The following is a 17,545-nucleotide window of genomic DNA, read 5'->3' on the forward strand; positions in this document are numbered from 1 at the left end:
TCCACCAGTCCCGATCCCCTTGTGTGCCGCACAGGCACGCCCGACGCGCCGTTCGGGGCATGAAACGACAGGACCGGCCCGAAATCCTGTCGCTTCCCCCGTGTCGCCGGAGGGAGACCAATTTCCGCAGGCCCTCATGGCGAAGGCTCACGTCCTTCCCGCACCACAAGCGCCGACCCCGCCTCGCCGCAACGCCTTGCGGTGTATCCGAGGGCGGGATGGCAGATTGTAGGCACTGCTTGATCGGGCGGGGAAAAACATTGCCATCCATTCCCCGAGAAACGCGTAAAATCAATGTTCTGGTGAAAACGGAAGGGCTGGAACGTCCCCGCTTTCCGGCGCGCGGCGACAGTGCAGGACTGAGGACCTGCGAAATGAAGGTTGCCGATGCGGCCGGCCCGCCTAGTATGGCGCCCAAGAAACGGAGGACAGCAGATGGAAACGAATGAACTGCATCGCGGCCGGCTGATCGATCATATCCAGCTCGTCGTGCGCGATCTCGCGGCCAGCCGGAGGTTCTACGAGGCGGTGATTGGTGCGCTGAACATTCCGCTCGGCGGTGCCGAGGATACGTATTTCTGGTTCGACGAACTGTTCGTTTCGAGCAGCGACAGCGTGGCCGCCGCTGGTGCCCTGACCGGACGGCATCATCTGGCGTTTCAGGCGGCGGACGAGGCGATGGTGACGGCTTTCCATCATGCGGGGCTGGCCGCTGGCGGCACCGACAACGGCGCGCCGGGAAAGCGTCCCTACCATCCCGGCTATTTCGCGGCCTTCCTGCTCGACCCCGACGGCAACAATATCGAGGCGGTCTTCCACGGCCCGCACACGCGCAGTGCGCCTTCCGTCATGATCACGTTCTGACGACGGCCGTTCAGCTGTCTGTCAGCAAGCCTGCATAGCAGGGCCTCAGGCTTTCAAGAAAGGTTGACGCCATGACGTATCGCATCCCCACGCTTGCCGTTCTCGCCACACTGTGCCTCGCAGCACCCGCTTTTGCTGCAACGACCGTCAAGGTCGTCGAAGGCGGGGAAGGCGGCGGACCGATGACGTTGTCGGTCGACCAGCCGACGGTCAAGGCCGGCGACGTCGTGTTTCAGGTTCACAACGACGCGGTGAGCGAGGAGCATGAAATGGTACTGGTGAAGTTGAAGTCGCCGGATCAGCAAATCCCTGTCGTCGCGGCAAAGCATCGCGTGGACGAAAAGAAGCTGAAGAGCCTGGGCGAGGTCGCCGACCTCAAGCCGGGTGCCGATGGGATGCTGAAAGCAAAGCTGCAACCCGGCACTTATCTTCTGCTCTGCAATATCAAGGGCCACTACGAGGCCGGCATGCATGCCAAGCTCGTCGTGACGAAATAGGCGCTGCTTAGCGCTTCTTGGCGGCCGGGGATTTCTTTTTCTTGGCTGCCGGCTCGGCTTTTTCCTGGACGGCCTCCTGCTCGAGACGCAGGGCGCGCAGGCGTGCGGTCTTCTTTTCGCGCGCGGTCACTTCGCTGGCGATGATGGTGCGCGCGGCGCTGTCCGTCGCGGCCGCCTTGGCCTGCGAGGAAGGTTTGACCGGGGTGGAAAGCATATCCTTGGTCATGTCCATGATATCACCTTTCTGAACCGTTCTGGAGGTGTGTGCCGGGTGACGCGGTCGTCACCCGGTTTACGTGTGTCAGCGTCCCGGGCGTACGGCCTTCTTGGGAGCCGGCAGCAGGCCTTCGCGCTGCATCTTCTTGCGAGCAAGCTTGCGCTGGCGGCGGACCGCCTCGGCTTTCTCGCGGACGCGCTTTTCCGAAGGCTTTTCATAAGCGCTGCGTGCCTTCATCTCACGGAAAAGGCCTTCGCGCTGCATCTTCTTCTTCAGCACACGTAGTGCCTGGTCGACATTGTTGTCTCTGACGAGAACCTGCAAGTTATGTCCTTTCTCGCGGCGACAGCCGCATTTTGGTGGGATTCGCGCGGGCGATCCGGTTCAGATTACCGCGCGGGGCGGATGGTCAGCGGTTTCAGCCACGGGCTGCCCGCACGGGGCGCTTCGCGCTTGCCCGTGGCGCGCGGCGCACCGGCGGCCTTGTCGTCGGTCTCGATATCGCTCTGCACGATGCGGCGTTCGAAATTCTCGCCTTCCAGACGCACGCGATACTGAACTTCGCCGTGGTCTGCCGGCAGGACGCCGACGATGCGGCAGGCCCGTTCACCCGTGGTCGCGCGGGAGAGGCCGGCCCTGAGCAGGACATGGTCTCCGATGGCGTAGGTTTTACGGCTCATGAAAATCTCCTTTGCGGGTGCCCGCAAGGTTGTCGAAACAAAAAGGCCGGGCGTTACCCCGACCTCTTCCCGTCATTCGAACTCTTCACTGCCAGTACATCCGTGGTCAGCGAGGAGGAACGACAATTCTTATGCGGCGCGGAGGCCGTCGGCAGAGTTCTTGCCGGACTTGCGGTCACGGACGATGTCGTACGTGATCTTCTGGCCTTCGTTGAGCGAGCCCATGCCCGCACGTTCGACAGCCGAGATATGCACGAACACGTCGGTCGAGCCATCGTCAGGCTGAATGAAGCCGAAGCCCTTGGTGCTGTTGAACCACTTTACGGTACCTGAATTCATAACGATATCCTTTTCATCGCTAGTGTAGCCGGGAGATGTTTTTCCCGTTATTGATCGATCTTGAAAGGAAATCTGACGAAGAGCAGGGCTCGGTGGCAAAGGTCGCAAGCAGTTATCGATGAGTTCTATATAAAGTTTATTCCCGATAATGCAATCGTTTTGCAAAATTTTTCTCGACAGATTCGGACGAGACGCCGGAAAATACGGTGATCTGTCGCCGTTTTTCAAAATTCAATTTGCTGCAATCGCAGTTTTATTTTTGCCTGAAAACAGGGCGCGCAAAAGAAAAAGGGCGGCCGAGGGGCCGCCCTTCTTGGTCGTGTCCGTGCGGCGCGCTCAGGCGGCCTTCTTCGCCTGCGGGGCGAAGCGGCCATAGAAGGTCTCGTCCTTGGCAGCCATGTCCTTCAGCAGCGGTGTCGGCTGGAAATGAGAGCCATATGTCGCGGCCAGCTTCTCGCAGAGCGCCACGAAGGCCTTTACGCCCATGCCGTCTATGTAGGACAGCGTGCCGCCGGTATAGGGCGCGAAGCCGAAACCGAGAATGGAGCCGACATCGGCCTCGCGCGGATCGGTGACGATGCCCTCTTCCATGGTGCGGGCGGCCTCCAGCGCGATGGTGACGAGCAGGCGCTGCTTGAGCACCTGGATATCGACATCCTCGGGCTTCTGCTGCGGATAGAGGTCCTTCAGGCCCGGCCAGAGCTTCTTCTTCGCGGGCTTCGGCGGGTAGTCGTAGAAGCCCTTGCCGGCCTTGCGGCCAAGGCGGCCTTCGCCTTCCACCAGCGTCGTCACCAGTTCCATGTGGCGCAGATCGACGGACTCCGCACCGAGATCGGCGATGGAGGCCTTGAAGATCTTGTAGGAGAGGTCCACGGCCACCTCGTCGTTGAGCGACAGCGGGCCAACCGGCATGCCGGCCATCTTGGCGGCATTCTCGATCATCGCCGCCGGCACGCCTTCGATCAGCATGTCATAGGCCTCGGCCATGTATCGGAAAACGCAGCGGTTGACGTAGAAGCCGCGCGTATCATTGACGACGATCGGCGTCTTCCTGATGGCGGCGACGTAATCGAGTGCGGTGGCGAGCGCCTTGTCGCCCGTTTCCTTGCCCAGGATGACTTCCACCAGCATCATGTTCTCGACCGGCGAGAAGAAGTGGATGCCGATGAACTGGTTCGGGCGCCTGGAGTTCTTGGCAAGGCCGGTAATCGGCAGGGTCGAGGTGTTGGAGGCGAAGATCGCGTCCTCCTTCAGCACGGCCTCGATCTTCTCGGTCACTTCCTTCTTGACGGTGCGGTCTTCGAAGACGGCCTCGATGACGAGGTCGGCATCGGCGAGCGCCGCGTAGTCCGGCGTCGGCGTGATGAGGGACAGCAGCTTTTCGCCATCCTCCTTGGACATGCGGCCCTTGCCGATGGCGCCGGTGACGAGGCCTTCGGAATGGGTCTTGCCCTTGTCGGCGGCCTCCTGATCGCGGTCGATGAGGACCACCGGGATGCCGGCGGCGGCGGTGACATAGGCGATGGAGGCGCCCATGAAGCCGGCGCCGACGACGGCGACTTTCTTGAACTCCGCCTTGGGAATGCCGGCCGGCCGGCGCGCGCCCTTGCCGAGCTCCTGCATGGAGATGAACAGCGACCGGATCATCGAGAAGGCTTCGGTCGTCTGCAGGATATGCGTGAAGTAGCGCTGCTCGATCCTCAGACCCGTTTCGAACGGCACCTGAAGGCCTTCATAGACGCATTTGAGAATGGCGAGTGCGCCGGGATAATTGCCCGCGGTCTCGCGGCGCAGAATAGCGGGCGCGGCCGGCCAGAGCTGGGCGGAAGCGGGTGTCCAGATGCCGCCGCCCGGCGCCTTGAAGCCTTTCTCGTCCCAGGGCTGGACGGGCTTGAGGCCATCCTTGATCATCTGCTTTGCGGCGGGGATGAGCTGGTCGGGCTCGACCACTTGATGCACGAGGTTCATCGCCTTGGCGCGCGCGCCCGTCAGCGACGAGCCGGTCGTCATCATCTGAAGGGCGTCCTGCGCATTGGCAAGCCGCGGCACGCGCTGGGTGCCGCCGGCGCCGGGGAAGATGCCGACCTTCACCTCGGGCAGGGCGATCTTGACGGACTTGGCATTGGAGGCGACCCGGCCGTGGCAGGCGAGCGACATTTCGAAGGCGCCGCCCATGCAGGTGCCGTTGATGGCGGAGACCCAGGGCTTGCCCGATGTCTCCAGCTTGCGGAAGAGCCAGGTCATGCGGCCCGTTGTGTCGAACAGTTTCTTCACGGCCGTCGCGGGATCGGCGGCCTGCGCGTCCTTCAGGAGGTCGAAGCTCGCCTTGATCATGGAGAGATCCGCGCCGCCGGAGAAGGAGGATTTGCCGGAGGTGATGACCACGCCTTTGACGGCGGCGTCTGCCACGACCTGATCGATGATCTTGTCCAGCTCGTCCATCACCTCGACGGTGAAGACATTCATCGACTTGTCGGGCATGTCCCAGGTGACCAGCGCAATGCCGTCGGCGTCGGTCTCGATGGTGAAGTTATTGTATGCGCTCATGATGGGATTCCTCTCCCTTGAAATCTATCTGGCGGGACGCTGCCCCTTATCCGCCTGCCGGCACCCTCACTCCGCTTGCGGGAGAGGGTGCGCCGCGCGTCGCGAAGGCGGGGTGAGGGGCTGTCGTCCGCATGTCCTCAGACCCGTTCGATGATCGTCGCCGTGCCCATGCCGGCGCCGATGCACAGTGTCACGAGGGCGGTGTTGAGGTCGCGGCGTTCCAGTTCGTCGAGCACCGTGCCGAGGATCATCGCGCCGGTCGCGCCGAGCGGGTGGCCCAAGGCGATGGCGCCGCCGTTGACGTTGATTTTGTCGTGCGGGATGTCGAAGGCCTGCATGTAGCGCAGGACGACGGCGGCGAAGGCTTCGTTGAGTTCGAAAAGGTCGATGTCGGAAAGCTGCATGCCGGAGCGGGCGAGGAGCTTTTCCGTGACATCGACCGGACCCGTCAGCATCAGCGCCGGATCGGAACCGATATTGGCGAAGGCCTTGATGCGGCCGCGAGCCTTCTTGCCGAGGATCGCGCCGCCTTCCTTGGAGCCAAGCAGCACCGCGGCGGCGCCGTCGACGATGCCGGAGGAATTGCCGGCATGGTGCACGTAATTTATGCCCTCGATTTCCGGATGCGCCTGGATGGCGACGGCTTCGAAGCCGCCCATCTCGCCGGGCATCTGGAAGGAGGGGTTGAGCGAGGCGAGCGCCTGCATGTCCGTGCCCGGGCGCATGTGCTCGTCACGGTCGAGGATGACGAGGCCGTTGATGTCCTTCACCGGCACGACGGAATTGTTGAAGTAGCCCTTTTCCCAAGCCTGCGCGGCACGCTTCTGGCTTTCGACGGCATAGGCATCCACATCGTCGCGGGAGAAGCCGTATTTGGTGGCGATCAGGTCGGCCGACACACCCTGCGGCATGAAATAGGCCGGGAAATTGACCGAGGGGTCCATGAACCAGGCGCCGCCCGACATGCCGAGCCCGACGCGCGACATGGATTCCACGCCGCCGGCGACGACGAGGTCGTCGGCACCCTGCGCGATTTTCGCCGCGCCGAAATTCACGGCATCGAGGCCCGAGGCGCAGAAGCGCGAGATCTGCATGCCCGGCGCCTTCGTGGAGTAGCCGGCCTCGAAGGCTGCGGCCTTCGGGATGACGGCGCCGGCATCCATGACAGGATCGACGCAGCCCATGATGATGTCGTCGACCTTTTCGGTGTCGAGCCCGTTGCGGTCGCGCACCGCTTCCAGAACCTTCGCGGCAAGGCGCACGGACGGCACCTCGTGCAGCGATCCGTCCTTCTTGCCGCGCCCGCGCGGGGTGCGCACATGATCATAGATGAAGACGTCGGTCATTCTCTTCTCCCTGATGGCGCAAGGGCGCCCTAGAATTCCTTGCCCAGCCGTGGCGAATGCCCCTCATCCGCCTGCCGGCACCTTCTCCCCGCAAGCGGGGCGAAGGGACTGCTTGGCTTGCGACTGTACCCCCTCGTCCGGCTTGCGGGGAGAGGGGCGGACATAAGTATCAGAATGCCTCGGCAGCCAGTTCCATCACCGTGTCCGCGCCGGCCTCGATGCGGTTCTTGCGCAGGGCGGTCTCCGGCATCAGGCGCTCCATGAAGAACGTCGCCGTGACGAGCTTGTTCTTGAGGAAGTCCTCCCGCTCGCCGGCACCGCCGGCCAGGCCCGCTTCCGCAGCCTTGGCGATCTTCGCCCACATGTAGCCGATGACGACGAGGCCGAAGAGGTGCATGTAATCGGTCGAGCCGGCGCCGGCATTGTCGGGCTTGGCCATGGCGTTCTGCATGAACCACATGGTGGAGGCCTGAAGGTCGTTCAAGCCCTTCTTGAGACCCTTCGTGAACGGCGCAAGCTTCTCGTCGTTGCGGTTTTCCTCGCAGAAATCGCCGATTTCCTTGAACAGCGCCATGACGGCGCGGCCGCCGTTCATGCCGAGCTTGCGGCCGACGAGGTCGAGCGCCTGGATGCCGTTGGCGCCCTCGTAGATCATGGCGATGCGCGCATCGCGCACATACTGGCTCATGCCGTGCTCTTCGATATAGCCGTGACCGCCGAACACCTGCTGAGCCATGACGGCGTGGTCGAAACCCTTGTCGGTAAGCACGCCCTTGAGGATGGGCGTCATCAGGCCAAGGATGTCATCGGCGGCCTGGCGCTCGGCCTCATCGGCGGAACGGTGGGCGATGTCGGATTTCAGTGCGGTCCACAGCGTGAAGGCGCGGCCGCCCTCCGTCCAGGCCTTGATGGTCATCAGGGTGCGGCGGATGTCGGGATGAACGATCAGCGGATCGGCCTTGCCGTCCGGGTTCTTGGCGCCGGAGAGCGAGCGCCCCTGGAGACGTTCACGGGCGTACTGGGCGGCATTCTGGTAGGCGATTTCGGCAATCGACAGGCCCTGGAGGCCGACGCCGAGACGGGCCTCGTTCATCATGACGAACATGGCGTTGAGGCCCTTGTTCTCCGCACCGATGAGGAAGCCGGTCGCCTCGTCGTAGTTCATGACGCAGGTGGCGTTACCGTGGATGCCCATCTTGTGTTCGATCGCGCCGCAGGTGACGCCGTTGCGGTCACCGGGCGTGCCGTCGTCCTTGAGAATGAACTTCGGCACAATGAACAGCGAAATGCCCTTGGTACCCTCGGGCGCGCCTTCGATGCGCGCGAGAACGAGATGCACGATATTCTCCGACATGTCGTGCTCGCCGGCGGAGATGAAGATCTTCTGGCCGGAAATCTTGTAGGAGCCGTCGGCCTGCGGCACGGCCTTGGTGCGCAACAGACCGAGATCGGTGCCGCAATGGGGCTCCGTCAGGTTCATGGTGCCGGTCCAGGTGCCCTCGACCATTTTAGGCAGGTAGGCGGCCTTCTGTTCGTCGGAGCCGTGCACGAGGATCGCGGCGATCGCGCCCTGTGTGAGGCCCGGATACATGGTGAGCGCCATGTTGGCGGACGACATATATTCGCCGACGGCGGTGTGCAGCACGTAAGGAAGCCCCTGGCCGCCGAATTCTTCCGGCACGGCAAGACCGATCCAGCCGCCCTGACGATAGAGATCGTAGGCTTCCCTGAAGCCCTTTGGCGTCGTCACCGTGGCGTCGTCGGCGCGCTTGCAGCCTTCCTGATCACCGGAAAGATTGACCGGAAACAACACTTCCTCGGCGAGCTTGGCGGCCTCGCCGGCAATCGCCTCCACCATGTCCCCCGTCGCATCGGCAAAGCCGGGCAGGTTGTTGTAGCGCTCCAGCGACAGGACGTCGTTCAGGATGAAAAGCGTGTCATTCACGGGGGCCTTGTAGATCGGCATCGTTTGCGTTCCTCACCTATCCCGCGGACCTCGGTCCGCTCCTTGGGAAGGATAGTATGAAATTTTGACGTTTGCGTAAACGTCAAAACGCAAGGTGCGACGAAATTCTCATCGCGGCTGGGAGCGGAGGGCAGGGGAGCGGCTGATGTTGTGTCCGGCAGCGTCGGCTTCACGATGGGCGTTGCGGTGCCACAACAGGTCGCCAGGCCTCCCGAACGAGAGTCTATGAGCAAATCGTTAAAAAAATTCCGCGTGGGTTAACCCCTTGTTTACCACGTTTCATGAATTGTGGCGTCTGAGGGCGTGGGATCGGGAATCAATTCGGCTTTCCTCTGCGGTGCCTGGATCGGGGATCCGGGTGAAGCAGGGACGATACGGTTTCCCGCACAACGCAGGAAGGGCGCAGCCGGGCGGGCCGCGCCGTCAAGGGTATCTCCCGGCAGGCCATTGGCCGCCAAAGCGAGGCGAAAGATGAACGGATCGCGAAACCCGCAACGTCATGGCGAACGGTCTTCGCTCGACGCGCTCAATCGCACCATCGAGGGGCTGGAAGCCCGCATCGAGGGGCTGATGGGCGGCCGCGATACGCGCGGGCGTGCCGAAGAGCGCTATGCGCCGCGTGCCGAGCAGCCCCGTTACGAGCCGCAGCGCAACCTGCCGCTACGCGACGATCCGGTTTCCGAGATCATGCAGCGGCAGCGCGCCATCGAAGGCACGCGCGAGCGCGCCGCCCAGCGTATCGAGCGCCGCCCGCTCTCGAACGACCACTACGCCGCCGCCCAGCAGGCGCAGGCGGCTTATGGAAGCCATCCCGCCGCAGCCCCGGCGCGCGCAGACAATTCCGTGGAGGATATCGCCAAGGCGCTCGTTTCGCTGCGCCAGGACCTCAAGAAGGATATCGCTGACGGCCTCGAGCGGGAGATGCACACGCTGCGCTCCGAAATCCGCGGCATCCGCCAGCTGGCTGAGGGACGCGGCAACACCGACGACCTGCGAACCGAACTGCAGCGCCTTTCCACCGGCATCAACCAGCTCGGCCGCCAGTCCGGCCACACGGACGGGCTGCGCGTCGAATTCGACGAGCTACGCTCTGTTTTAGACGGGCTGGCGCGCGAGGATTCCGTGCGGCGCATGGAAGACCGCTGGAACGGCGTCGAGCAGAAGCTATCGGTCTTCGACCAGGCACGTGACGACGAACTCGTTGCGCTGGCCTACCGTCTCGACGAGTTGAAGAACCAGATCGGCGCGATGAGCGCCACGCCCGCCATCCGCGCGCTGGAAGACAAGATCGAGATGATCGCCGACGCCATCGACGGCCTCGGCCGGCGTGTGGAGCCCGATGGCGGCCGCTTCGTGACAGCCGTCTCCTCGCAGTTCGAAGGACTGGACGCACGCCTCGACGAGATCACTCGCGCCATTGCCGCCGCCGGCCGCATGCAGCAAGGGCCGTCCGCCGATACCGGCATGATGCAACGCCTAGAAGGCCGGATCGCCGACCTCGCCGGGCAGCTCGATATGATCGCCCGGCGCCCGGCGCCCGCGCAGGAACAGGGTCTGGGCCTGCGCCTCGAGGCGCTCGCCAGCCGCATCGAGGAAATGTCGAACGAACGCACGGCGCTGCGTCTCGAAGAGCGCATCGAAGAACTGTCGCGCATGATGGAGCAGAGCCAGCAGGTTGCGCCGCTCGTCGGCGGCGACGAGCTTGCCTATTACCTCTCCGACATTTCCCGCAAGATCGACGCGCTCGACCAGGGCAGCGTCAATGGCGAGCTCGCCGAGCGTCTCGACACGCTTGCCCGCCGCATCGACCGGCTCGATACGCCTGTCGGCAGCCCGTTCCAGGAGGATCGTTTCTCCGAGATCGAGGGCCGCCTCACCGCGATCGCCGACCGGCTGGACGCGACCCGCACGGCACCGGCGGGTGACCAGGAGGCACTGCGCGGCCTGGAAGCCCAGATCGCCCACCTTTCCACGCTGATCGGTACGCCCTCCGCTCCGGAAGCCTTCGGCGGCACCTCGTCGGATGTCGAAAACCGTCTCGCCACCATCGAAGACTATATGGCGACCAACGACGAATACATCGTCGAGGCCGCCCGCCAGGCCGCTGAAGCGGTGATGGAAGCCTATCGCCACGCCGGCCCCGCCGTTGCCGGAAACACCGACATGGATGCGATCGCCGGCCTCGCCTCGGACCTGCGCGCGCTCGAGGAGCTGACGCGCTCCAGCGAGGACCGCACGGCCCGCACCTTCGACGCGCTTCATGAGACGCTGGTGCAGATTGCCGGCCGCCTCGAGGATTTCGACGCCCCGCGCGAAAGCTTCGGCCGTCGCGAAGCCGCCGTCATGCCGCGCGCCGAAATGCCGGCGATGGAGACCGCCTACGCCGAAAGCGTCGGCGCTCACGACTATCCGTTCGACGACGACGGTTTCGGCACGCAGCAGCACCGCAACGCCACTGTCGACGACCATGAGGAAAGCCGCTTCCCGGACATCGCGGTCGAGCACATCCCTGCACCGCAGCGGGAAGAGCAGGACGACGCACTGGCTTCTGCCGCCGCCGCCGATCTCTCGGAAGACCTCGTCAAGGACGAGCAGCCGAAGGGCCTGCTGGCCGGCCTGAAGCGCCGCCTGTCGCCCGGCCGCAAGGAGCCTGCCGCACGGCCGGTCGAGCGCCAGCATATCGAGCCGACGCCTTCTCTCGATCCCACCGATGAACTGGCGCCGGAAGTGGCCAACGAACTTCTCGAGCCCGGCTCGGGCACGCCCGACGTGCGCCGCATTCTCGAGCGCGTGCGCGCAGGCCAGGCTTCCGGCGGCCGCACGAGCGCCGCAAACGAGACGGACAAGGCCGATTACATCGCCGCCGCCCGTCGCGCTGCGCGTCTTGCCGCCGAGGAAAGCGATGCGATGTCGCGCGTCGCCCCCGCGAAGAAGGGCGAAAAGCCTGCCAAGGACGCGAAGCCCGCATCGGGATCTGCTTTTGGCCGTCACCGCCGGCCGATCCTGCTGGCCGTCGGCGCAGCGCTGCTTGCCATCATGTCCTATCCGCTGGTCAACACGCTGGTGCGTGGCGACAGCGCGCCCGTCGTCGTCGAGCAGACGGCGATGACCGGTGAGACCGCCACGCAGACGGGCGAAGCGGCAACGGCGAATGCCGGCGTTGCGCCGGTTGCCGGTGAGAAGGCCGTGACCGATCCGGCACCAGCCGAGCGCGACATTGCCGGCATGAACACTGCTGATGGTACGACGCCGACGTCGGCCTCCACGCGGGGTGCGGACATGCTGACCACGCCGGCGGTCACCGAAGATGCCGACACCGCCGGCTTCGAGCCGGTGACGACGCCGGAGGCCGCCCCGCTTGTCGGCCAGGACACGACGCAAGAGGCTGCGCCGGTCGATCAGACACAGACGGCGGCGATCGTCGTTCCCGAGGCGATCACGCCGGCATCGCTTGCCAATGCGGCCAAGGACGGCGATCCGCTTGCCCTGTTCGAAATCGGCGCGCGCTACACGGATGGGCGCGGCGTTGCGGTCGATCTCAAGGAAGCCGCCCGCTGGTACGAGCTTGCCGCCGCCCGCGGCTTCGCACCGGCAGAATATCGCCTCGCCAATCTCTACGAAAAGGGCCAGGGCGTCGAGCGCGACCTGGAGCATGCCCGCAAACTCTACGAGGTCGCGGCCAACAAGGGCAATGCGAGCGCCATGCATAATCTCGCCGTCCTGCTCGCCACCGGCATCGGCAACGCGGCACCGGATTTCGACGGCGCGGCGAAGTGGTTCCAGAAGGCCTCCGAACTCGGCGTGCGCGACAGCCAGTTCAACCTCGCCATCCTCTATGCGCGCGGCAACGGCGTGAAGCAGGATCTGGAAGAATCCTACAAGTGGTTTGCCATCGCCGCTCGCGACGGCGACCGCGACGCGGCCGGCAAGCGCGACGAAGTGGCCAACGCCATGCGCCCCGAACAGCTGACCAGCGCGAAGGCGAAGGTCGAGCTGTGGAAGCCGCAGCCGCTCGATGAAAAGGCCAACTCCGCCGAACTGCCCGACGAATGGGCCGGTGCGGCGGTCAAGACCGCCAGCGTCGACATGAAGAAGGCCATCCGAAACATCCAGGCCATTCTCAACAACAACGGCTTCAATGCCGGCACGCCGGACGGAGAGATGGGCAACAAGACGGTGGCAGCCATCAAGGCGTTCCAGAAATCCGTCGGCCAGAAGCAGACGGGCGAGATCGACGATGCGCTCGTGACCGAGCTTCTGAAGCGCAACAAGCAGCCGGGCTGACCGGCTTTCTTCCCGGGGGCCCCCAACAGGGGCCCTATTCGATTGACACCCTCCCAACCCGCAGGCATTACAAAGCCAAAGCAGCGCGTCGTTCACGCCGTGTAAAGAAGGCTGTGGCATTTTGAATGCACGGCATGATTCCATCCATAAATCGGCCCTGATTTACGGAATTATGCGGTGCAAATCTAAAGCCGCTTCAGGATGATATCCGTTCCTCAAACGTTATCATCGTGACGGCGGCCATGGTGGGCCGGAAGGCAGCCGCCGTGTGACGAATTCTTGCGTGATGCAAGGCGTGACCAGCCGTGACGGGGCATCCCCTCCAGCGGCGGGGCGCCTTCCTGCATTCGCAGCCTGCCGAAGAGGCGCTGCGGCGGCAGGCATTGGGTGAAAGCGACTGCCAAGGTAAGCCCGCAAGGGCAAAACTGCCGATCGGGGTTACGTTGTGACTGTCTACCTGCCCATTGCAGAGCTCTCGGTGAACATCTTCATCATTTTGGGCATGGGTGCGGCCGTCGGTTTCCTGTCCGGCATGTTCGGCGTCGGCGGCGGCTTCCTCATCACGCCACTGCTGATCTTTTACAACATCCCCCCGATCGTGGCGGTCGCTACAGGCGCAAACCAGGTCGTCGCCTCCTCCATGTCGGGCGCGCTCTCGCATTTCCGGCGCGGCACGCTGGATGTGAAGCTCGGCACGGTGCTGCTTTTCGGCGGTCTGGCCGGAGCCACCGTCGGCATATGGATATTCGCGCTCCTGCGCAGAGTTGGTCAGCTCGATCTCGTCATCTCGCTGCTCTATGTCGTGCTGCTCGGAACGGTCGGCACGCTGATGCTGCTCGAAAGCATCCGCGCCATGCGCCGCTCTGCCACGAACCAGCCTGTTTCGCTGCGCCGGCCCGGCCAGCACAACTGGGTGCATCGTCTGCCGCTGAAGATGCGCTTCAAGAAGTCCAAGATCTATCTCAGCGTCATCCCCGTCATCGGACTGGGCTTCTGCATCGGCATCCTCACGTCTGTCATGGGTGTCGGCGGCGGCTTCATCATGGTGCCGGCGATGATCTATCTGCTGCGCATCCCCACCAATGTCGTCGTCGGGACGTCGCTGTTCCAGATCATCTTCGTGACCGCCTACACGACGGTGGTGCAGGCCACGACGAACTATTCCGTCGATATCGTGCTCGCCTTCATCCTGATGGTGGCAGGCGTGATCGGTGCGCAATATGGCGTGCGGGTCGGCCAGAAGCTGCGCGGCGAACAGCTGCGCGCGCTGCTCGCCCTGCTGGTTCTGGCCGTCGGCGCCCGCCTGGCCGTCGACCTGGTGGTCACGCCAGACGATGTCTATTCGGTCATCAGCGAGGGGGTCTACCGATGAGAGCCCTTGCTTCGCTCCTCCTGCTGGTGTTCAGCCTCGTGTCTCCTGCCACCGCGCAGGAGGATGGGCCGGCCGAAGCGCCTGAAAAGCTGGAAATCGGCATCTCCACCGACGAGATCGCCATTTCCTCGGATTTCCGCGGCGCGGACCTGACGATCTTCGGCGCGATCGAAGGATACGATCCCGCTTTGCTCGCCCAGCGCAAATACGACATCGTCGTGGCGCTGGAGGGGCCGAAGGACAACAACACGGTTCGCATCAAGGAGCGCGTCTTCGGCATCTGGGTCAACCGCCGCTCGATGACCTTCGAACTGGTGCCGGAATCCTATTCGCTGTCGAGCACGCGCGATGTCGAGACGATCGCCGATCCGGCGGTGCTGAACGGCGTGGGCGTCGGTATCCAGCACATTCGTCTTACGCCGGTCGGCTTCGTCGGCGACGGCAGCAACCTCACGGAGTTCCGGGACGCGTTCCGCCGCCTGAAAGAGAGCGGCGGCTTCTACCAGCGCGATCCGGGCGGCGTGCAGTTCATCAGCGCCAGCCTGTTCAAGGCCACGGTAAAGCTGCCGGCAAACGTGCCCAACGGCACCCATATCGTGCGCGCGCATCTTTTCCGCGACGGCGTCTTCATCTCCGAAAAGGCGCTGCCGCTGCGCGTCATGAAAACCGGTATCGAGCAGATGATCTCGACGGCGGCTTACGACCATTCGCTGGCCTATGGTGCGTTCTCGGTGTTCCTCGCCGCGCTGACAGGCTGGCTGGCGAGCGTCGTCTTCCGCAAGGACTGATTGCTCAGGCGCGGTAGACGAGCACCGGCACCTTCGAATGGCTGAGCACCTTGGTGGTGACGCTGCCCATCAGGAAGGCGCTGACGCCACGCCGCCCATGCGAGGCCATAACGATAAGGTCGCACCCCTTCTGCTCGGCCGTGTCGATGATCCCGCGCCAGGCATCGCCCGCCGTTATCTGCAGCGTTTCGATCGCGACGCCGGCGGCATTCGCCTTTTCCGTGACGGCGCCGAGGATGCGCGCGCCGTCCTCCTTCACATGAACTTCGTAGTCCACCCGCAGCGTCGCCGTCGCGGCTGGTGTCACCGGCAGGAAATGCAACGGCTCGGCAACGGTTAGCGCCGTGACCTGCGACCCCAGCACCTTGGCGAGCGCCAGCGCCTGGTCGACGGCGGCGAGCGACAGGTCCGACCCGTCGGTGGGAACGAGAATATGCCTGTACATCCTGAATCTCCCTTTATGGCCCAGATTAGAGCCGATGGTCGGCCAAGCCTTGATGGAAATCAACCGGGCGTGTGGTCGGGCCGTGACTAGGAGCAATTCACCGGACAGGATGCGCGATAAACATTTCTTGAAGCGATGTGTTGAAACAAATCACGCTGTTGCACCCTTGCGACGTCAGGATGGCGCGCGTCCATGCGACCATCACCGTACGATCAACAAGGGAACCACCATGCGCAAGACCAGCTTCTTCCTCGCCGGAACCATGCTCGCCGCCACGCTTTTTGCGGCGCCGGCCTTCGCCCAGACCGCACGCACCGCCGAAACCGGCCAGGCGAATGCGCCCGACCAGAAGCCGGCCTTCGAGGGCCAGACGCGCGCCACGCTGCCCGACAGCGTCCCCCAGATCGCCGTCGATGTGGTGGCCAAGGGCCTGCCGCACCTCTGGGCCATGGAATTCCTGCCGGATGGACGCATGCTGGTGACGGCCAAGGAGGGCACCATGCACATCGTCTCGCAAGAGAACGGTGAGGCGAGCCCGGCCATCGAAGGCGTGCCTGATGTGATGTCCGAGGGACAGGGCGGCCTGCTCGATGTGGCGCTGGCCCCGGATTTCGAAAGCTCCAACCGTATATACTTCTCCTTCTCGGAGCCGCGCGAGGGCGGTAACGGCACGTCGGTGGCGTCGGCGACCCTGGCCGAGCAGGATGGAAAGTTTTCGCTGCAGGACGTGAAGGTCATCTTCCAACAGATGCCGACCTATGACGGCGACAAGCACTTCGGCTCGCGGCTGGTCTTCGGGTCGCAGGGAGAGCTCTATGTCACTGTCGGCGAACGATCCGACGCAGAGACACGCGTTGGTGCGCAGGATCTCGGCAGCGGCTTCGGCAAGGTCTTCCGCCTCGATGCGGAGGGCAAGGCGCATGCCGATAATCCCTTCGCCACGCAGGACGGCGCGTTACCGGAAATCTGGAGCTACGGTCACCGCAACCTGCAATCGGCGACACTCGACGGGCAAGGCCGTCTCTGGACGGTCGAGCACGGGCCGAAGGGCGGCGACGAGCTGAACCGCCCGGAGGCCGGCAAGAACTACGGCTGGCCGAAGGTGACCTACGGCATCGAATACAGCGGCGGCAAGGTGGGCGAGGGCATCACCGCGCTCGAAGGCACCGAGCAGCCGGTCTATTACTGGGATCCAGTGATCGGCCCTTCCGGCATGGCCTATTACGATGGCGACGCGATCCCGGAATGGAAGGGCGCCTTCCTCATCGGCGGCCTCGTCAGCCAGGGCCTCGTGGTGCTGCACATGGACGGCGACAAGGTGGCACATGAAGAGCGCGTTCCGCTCGATGCCCGCATCCGCGATGTGAAGGTCGCGCCCGACGGTTCGGTCTTCGCCGTGACGGAGCCGCGCGGCAGCGGCGAATCGACGATCCTGCGCCTGGTGAAGAGCTAAGGCGCCACGCCCTCATCCGCGCAGATTGGCAAACCGCACGGAATAGATGCGGTCACGGCCGAGCATGTGCGCAACCAGGCTTGCCCGGTCGAAAAGACCGGTCATTGCCCGGTGGCGCAGGTCGAGCCCGCCCGTCATGATCCCGAAGGCCGGCATCAGGAGGCGCCGGCCATCAGCTGCGAAGCAGGGGCGGCGTACCGCTTTTTCGCGACGGATGACGGTGGCGGCAGGATGAAGGTGACCGGCGATCTCGCCTTCGGGCGCGATGAGCGACGGCTCGTGCCGGAAGGTGAGCCCGGCATAATGCAGCTCGTCTGCCGACTGGCCCGGCAGTCCCACGGTGCCGTCGGGGTCGTGGTTCCCGTTGATCCAGATCCATTCGCGGCCACGCGCCAGTTCCACGATCTTCCCGCGGAAGATTTCCGGCAGATGGGCGGAGCCGACGCGGTCATGGAAATTGTCGCCGAGGCTGACGACGATGGCCGGGTCGTGCCGTCTGATGACGGCTTCCAGCACCTTCAGCGTGGCGAGCGTGTCATAGGGCGGCAGCATCATGCCGCGACGGGCAAAGGCCGCACCTTTTTCCAGATGCAGGTCGGAAACGACGAGCAGACGGGTTTCGGGCAGGTAGAGCGCGCCGAGCGGATCGCAGACCGCCTCGACCCCGGCAATGACGGTGCGCGCGGAAACCGCGCCGAAATCCTGTATCTCCGTCGATGCCAATGCCAGTCGCTGCACGCTTCGTCT

Annotated in this window: 15 protein-coding genes; 6 read left to right on the top strand and 9 right to left on the bottom strand. The window is 64.1% G+C overall.

Features of this window, described 5'->3' with window-relative positions; translation table 11 throughout:
- Positions 1-435: 435 nt before the first annotated feature.
- Together MKI86_RS09075 and MKI86_RS09080 are read left to right on the top strand one after the other, a co-directional pair.
- Positions 436-864, top strand: a complete 429-nt coding sequence (locus MKI86_RS09075; protein ID WP_241600135.1) for a VOC family protein — start codon at positions 436-438, stop codon at positions 862-864.
- Between the two features lie 71 nt (positions 865-935).
- Complete coding sequence (locus MKI86_RS09080; protein WP_241600137.1) at positions 936-1,361, top strand: sulfocyanin-like copper-binding protein; 426 nt, start codon at positions 936-938, stop codon at positions 1,359-1,361.
- Between the two features lie 7 nt (positions 1,362-1,368).
- Here MKI86_RS09080 and MKI86_RS09085 read toward each other — a convergent pair whose 3' ends face one another.
- From MKI86_RS09085 to MKI86_RS09115, 7 genes are all read right to left on the bottom strand, one after another.
- A complete protein-coding gene (locus MKI86_RS09085; protein ID WP_241600139.1) occupies positions 1,369-1,593 on the bottom strand; it encodes a hypothetical protein in 225 nt (74 codons plus the stop codon).
- Between the two features lie 69 nt (positions 1,594-1,662).
- Entirely contained in the window at positions 1,663-1,902 is a 240-nt protein-coding gene (rpsU, locus tag MKI86_RS09090) for a 30S ribosomal protein S21 (RefSeq protein WP_241600141.1), read from the bottom strand.
- 65 nt (positions 1,903-1,967) lie between these two features.
- Positions 1,968-2,258 carry a cold-shock protein gene (locus MKI86_RS09095; protein WP_241600143.1) on the bottom strand — a complete coding sequence of 97 codons (291 nt, stop codon included), beginning with the start codon at positions 2,256-2,258 and terminating at the stop codon, positions 1,968-1,970.
- 129 nt (positions 2,259-2,387) lie between these two features.
- Positions 2,388-2,597: a cold-shock protein gene (locus tag MKI86_RS09100; RefSeq protein ID WP_134650825.1), complete on the bottom strand. Its 210-nt coding sequence runs from the start codon at positions 2,595-2,597 to the stop codon at positions 2,388-2,390.
- A 336-nt stretch (positions 2,598-2,933) separates the two neighbouring features.
- Positions 2,934-5,144, bottom strand: coding sequence for an FAD-dependent oxidoreductase (locus tag MKI86_RS09105; RefSeq protein WP_241600145.1), 2,211 nt, complete (start codon positions 5,142-5,144; stop codon positions 2,934-2,936).
- Positions 5,145-5,281: 137 nt separating this feature from the next.
- On the bottom strand, positions 5,282-6,490 hold the full coding sequence (locus MKI86_RS09110) for an acetyl-CoA C-acetyltransferase (RefSeq protein WP_241600147.1): 1,209 nt from the start codon (positions 6,488-6,490) through the stop codon (positions 5,282-5,284).
- Positions 6,491-6,659: 169 nt separating this feature from the next.
- The gene (locus tag MKI86_RS09115) at positions 6,660-8,456 is read right to left on the bottom strand and encodes an acyl-CoA dehydrogenase C-terminal domain-containing protein (RefSeq protein WP_241600149.1); all 1,797 of its coding nucleotides are present in this window, start codon (positions 8,454-8,456) and stop codon (positions 6,660-6,662) included.
- Between the two features lie 471 nt (positions 8,457-8,927).
- Here MKI86_RS09115 and MKI86_RS09120 point away from each other — a divergent pair, with 471 nt between their 5' ends.
- From MKI86_RS09120 to MKI86_RS09130, 3 genes are all read left to right on the top strand, one after another.
- Complete coding sequence (locus MKI86_RS09120) at positions 8,928-12,740, top strand: peptidoglycan-binding protein (protein ID WP_241600151.1); 3,813 nt, start codon at positions 8,928-8,930, stop codon at positions 12,738-12,740.
- Between the two features lie 445 nt (positions 12,741-13,185).
- A complete protein-coding gene (locus MKI86_RS09125) occupies positions 13,186-14,112 on the top strand; it encodes a sulfite exporter TauE/SafE family protein (RefSeq protein ID WP_241600154.1) in 927 nt (308 codons plus the stop codon).
- Positions 14,109-14,900 carry a TIGR02186 family protein gene (locus MKI86_RS09130; RefSeq protein ID WP_241600157.1) on the top strand — a complete coding sequence of 264 codons (792 nt, stop codon included), beginning with the start codon at positions 14,109-14,111 and terminating at the stop codon, positions 14,898-14,900. The genes MKI86_RS09125 and MKI86_RS09130 overlap by 4 nt, the downstream gene beginning before the upstream one ends.
- Before the next feature lie 4 nt (positions 14,901-14,904).
- Here MKI86_RS09130 and MKI86_RS09135 read toward each other — a convergent pair whose 3' ends face one another.
- Entirely contained in the window at positions 14,905-15,345 is a 441-nt protein-coding gene (locus tag MKI86_RS09135) for a universal stress protein (protein ID WP_241600158.1), read from the bottom strand.
- 229 nt (positions 15,346-15,574) lie between these two features.
- Here MKI86_RS09135 and MKI86_RS09140 point away from each other — a divergent pair, with 229 nt between their 5' ends.
- Positions 15,575-16,798 (top strand): PQQ-dependent sugar dehydrogenase, encoded by a 1,224-nt coding sequence (locus MKI86_RS09140; protein WP_241600160.1) that lies wholly within the window; start codon positions 15,575-15,577, stop codon positions 16,796-16,798.
- Between the two features lie 12 nt (positions 16,799-16,810).
- Here the strand turns inward: MKI86_RS09140 and pdeM are convergent, their stop codons facing one another.
- A complete protein-coding gene (gene pdeM, locus MKI86_RS09145) occupies positions 16,811-17,536 on the bottom strand; it encodes a ligase-associated DNA damage response endonuclease PdeM (protein ID WP_370879928.1) in 726 nt (241 codons plus the stop codon).
- Positions 17,537-17,545 lie beyond the last annotated feature (9 nt).

The sequence above is a fragment of the Shinella sedimenti genome (genome assembly GCF_022601905.1).
GTDB lineage: Bacteria > Pseudomonadota > Alphaproteobacteria > Rhizobiales > Rhizobiaceae > Shinella > Shinella sedimenti.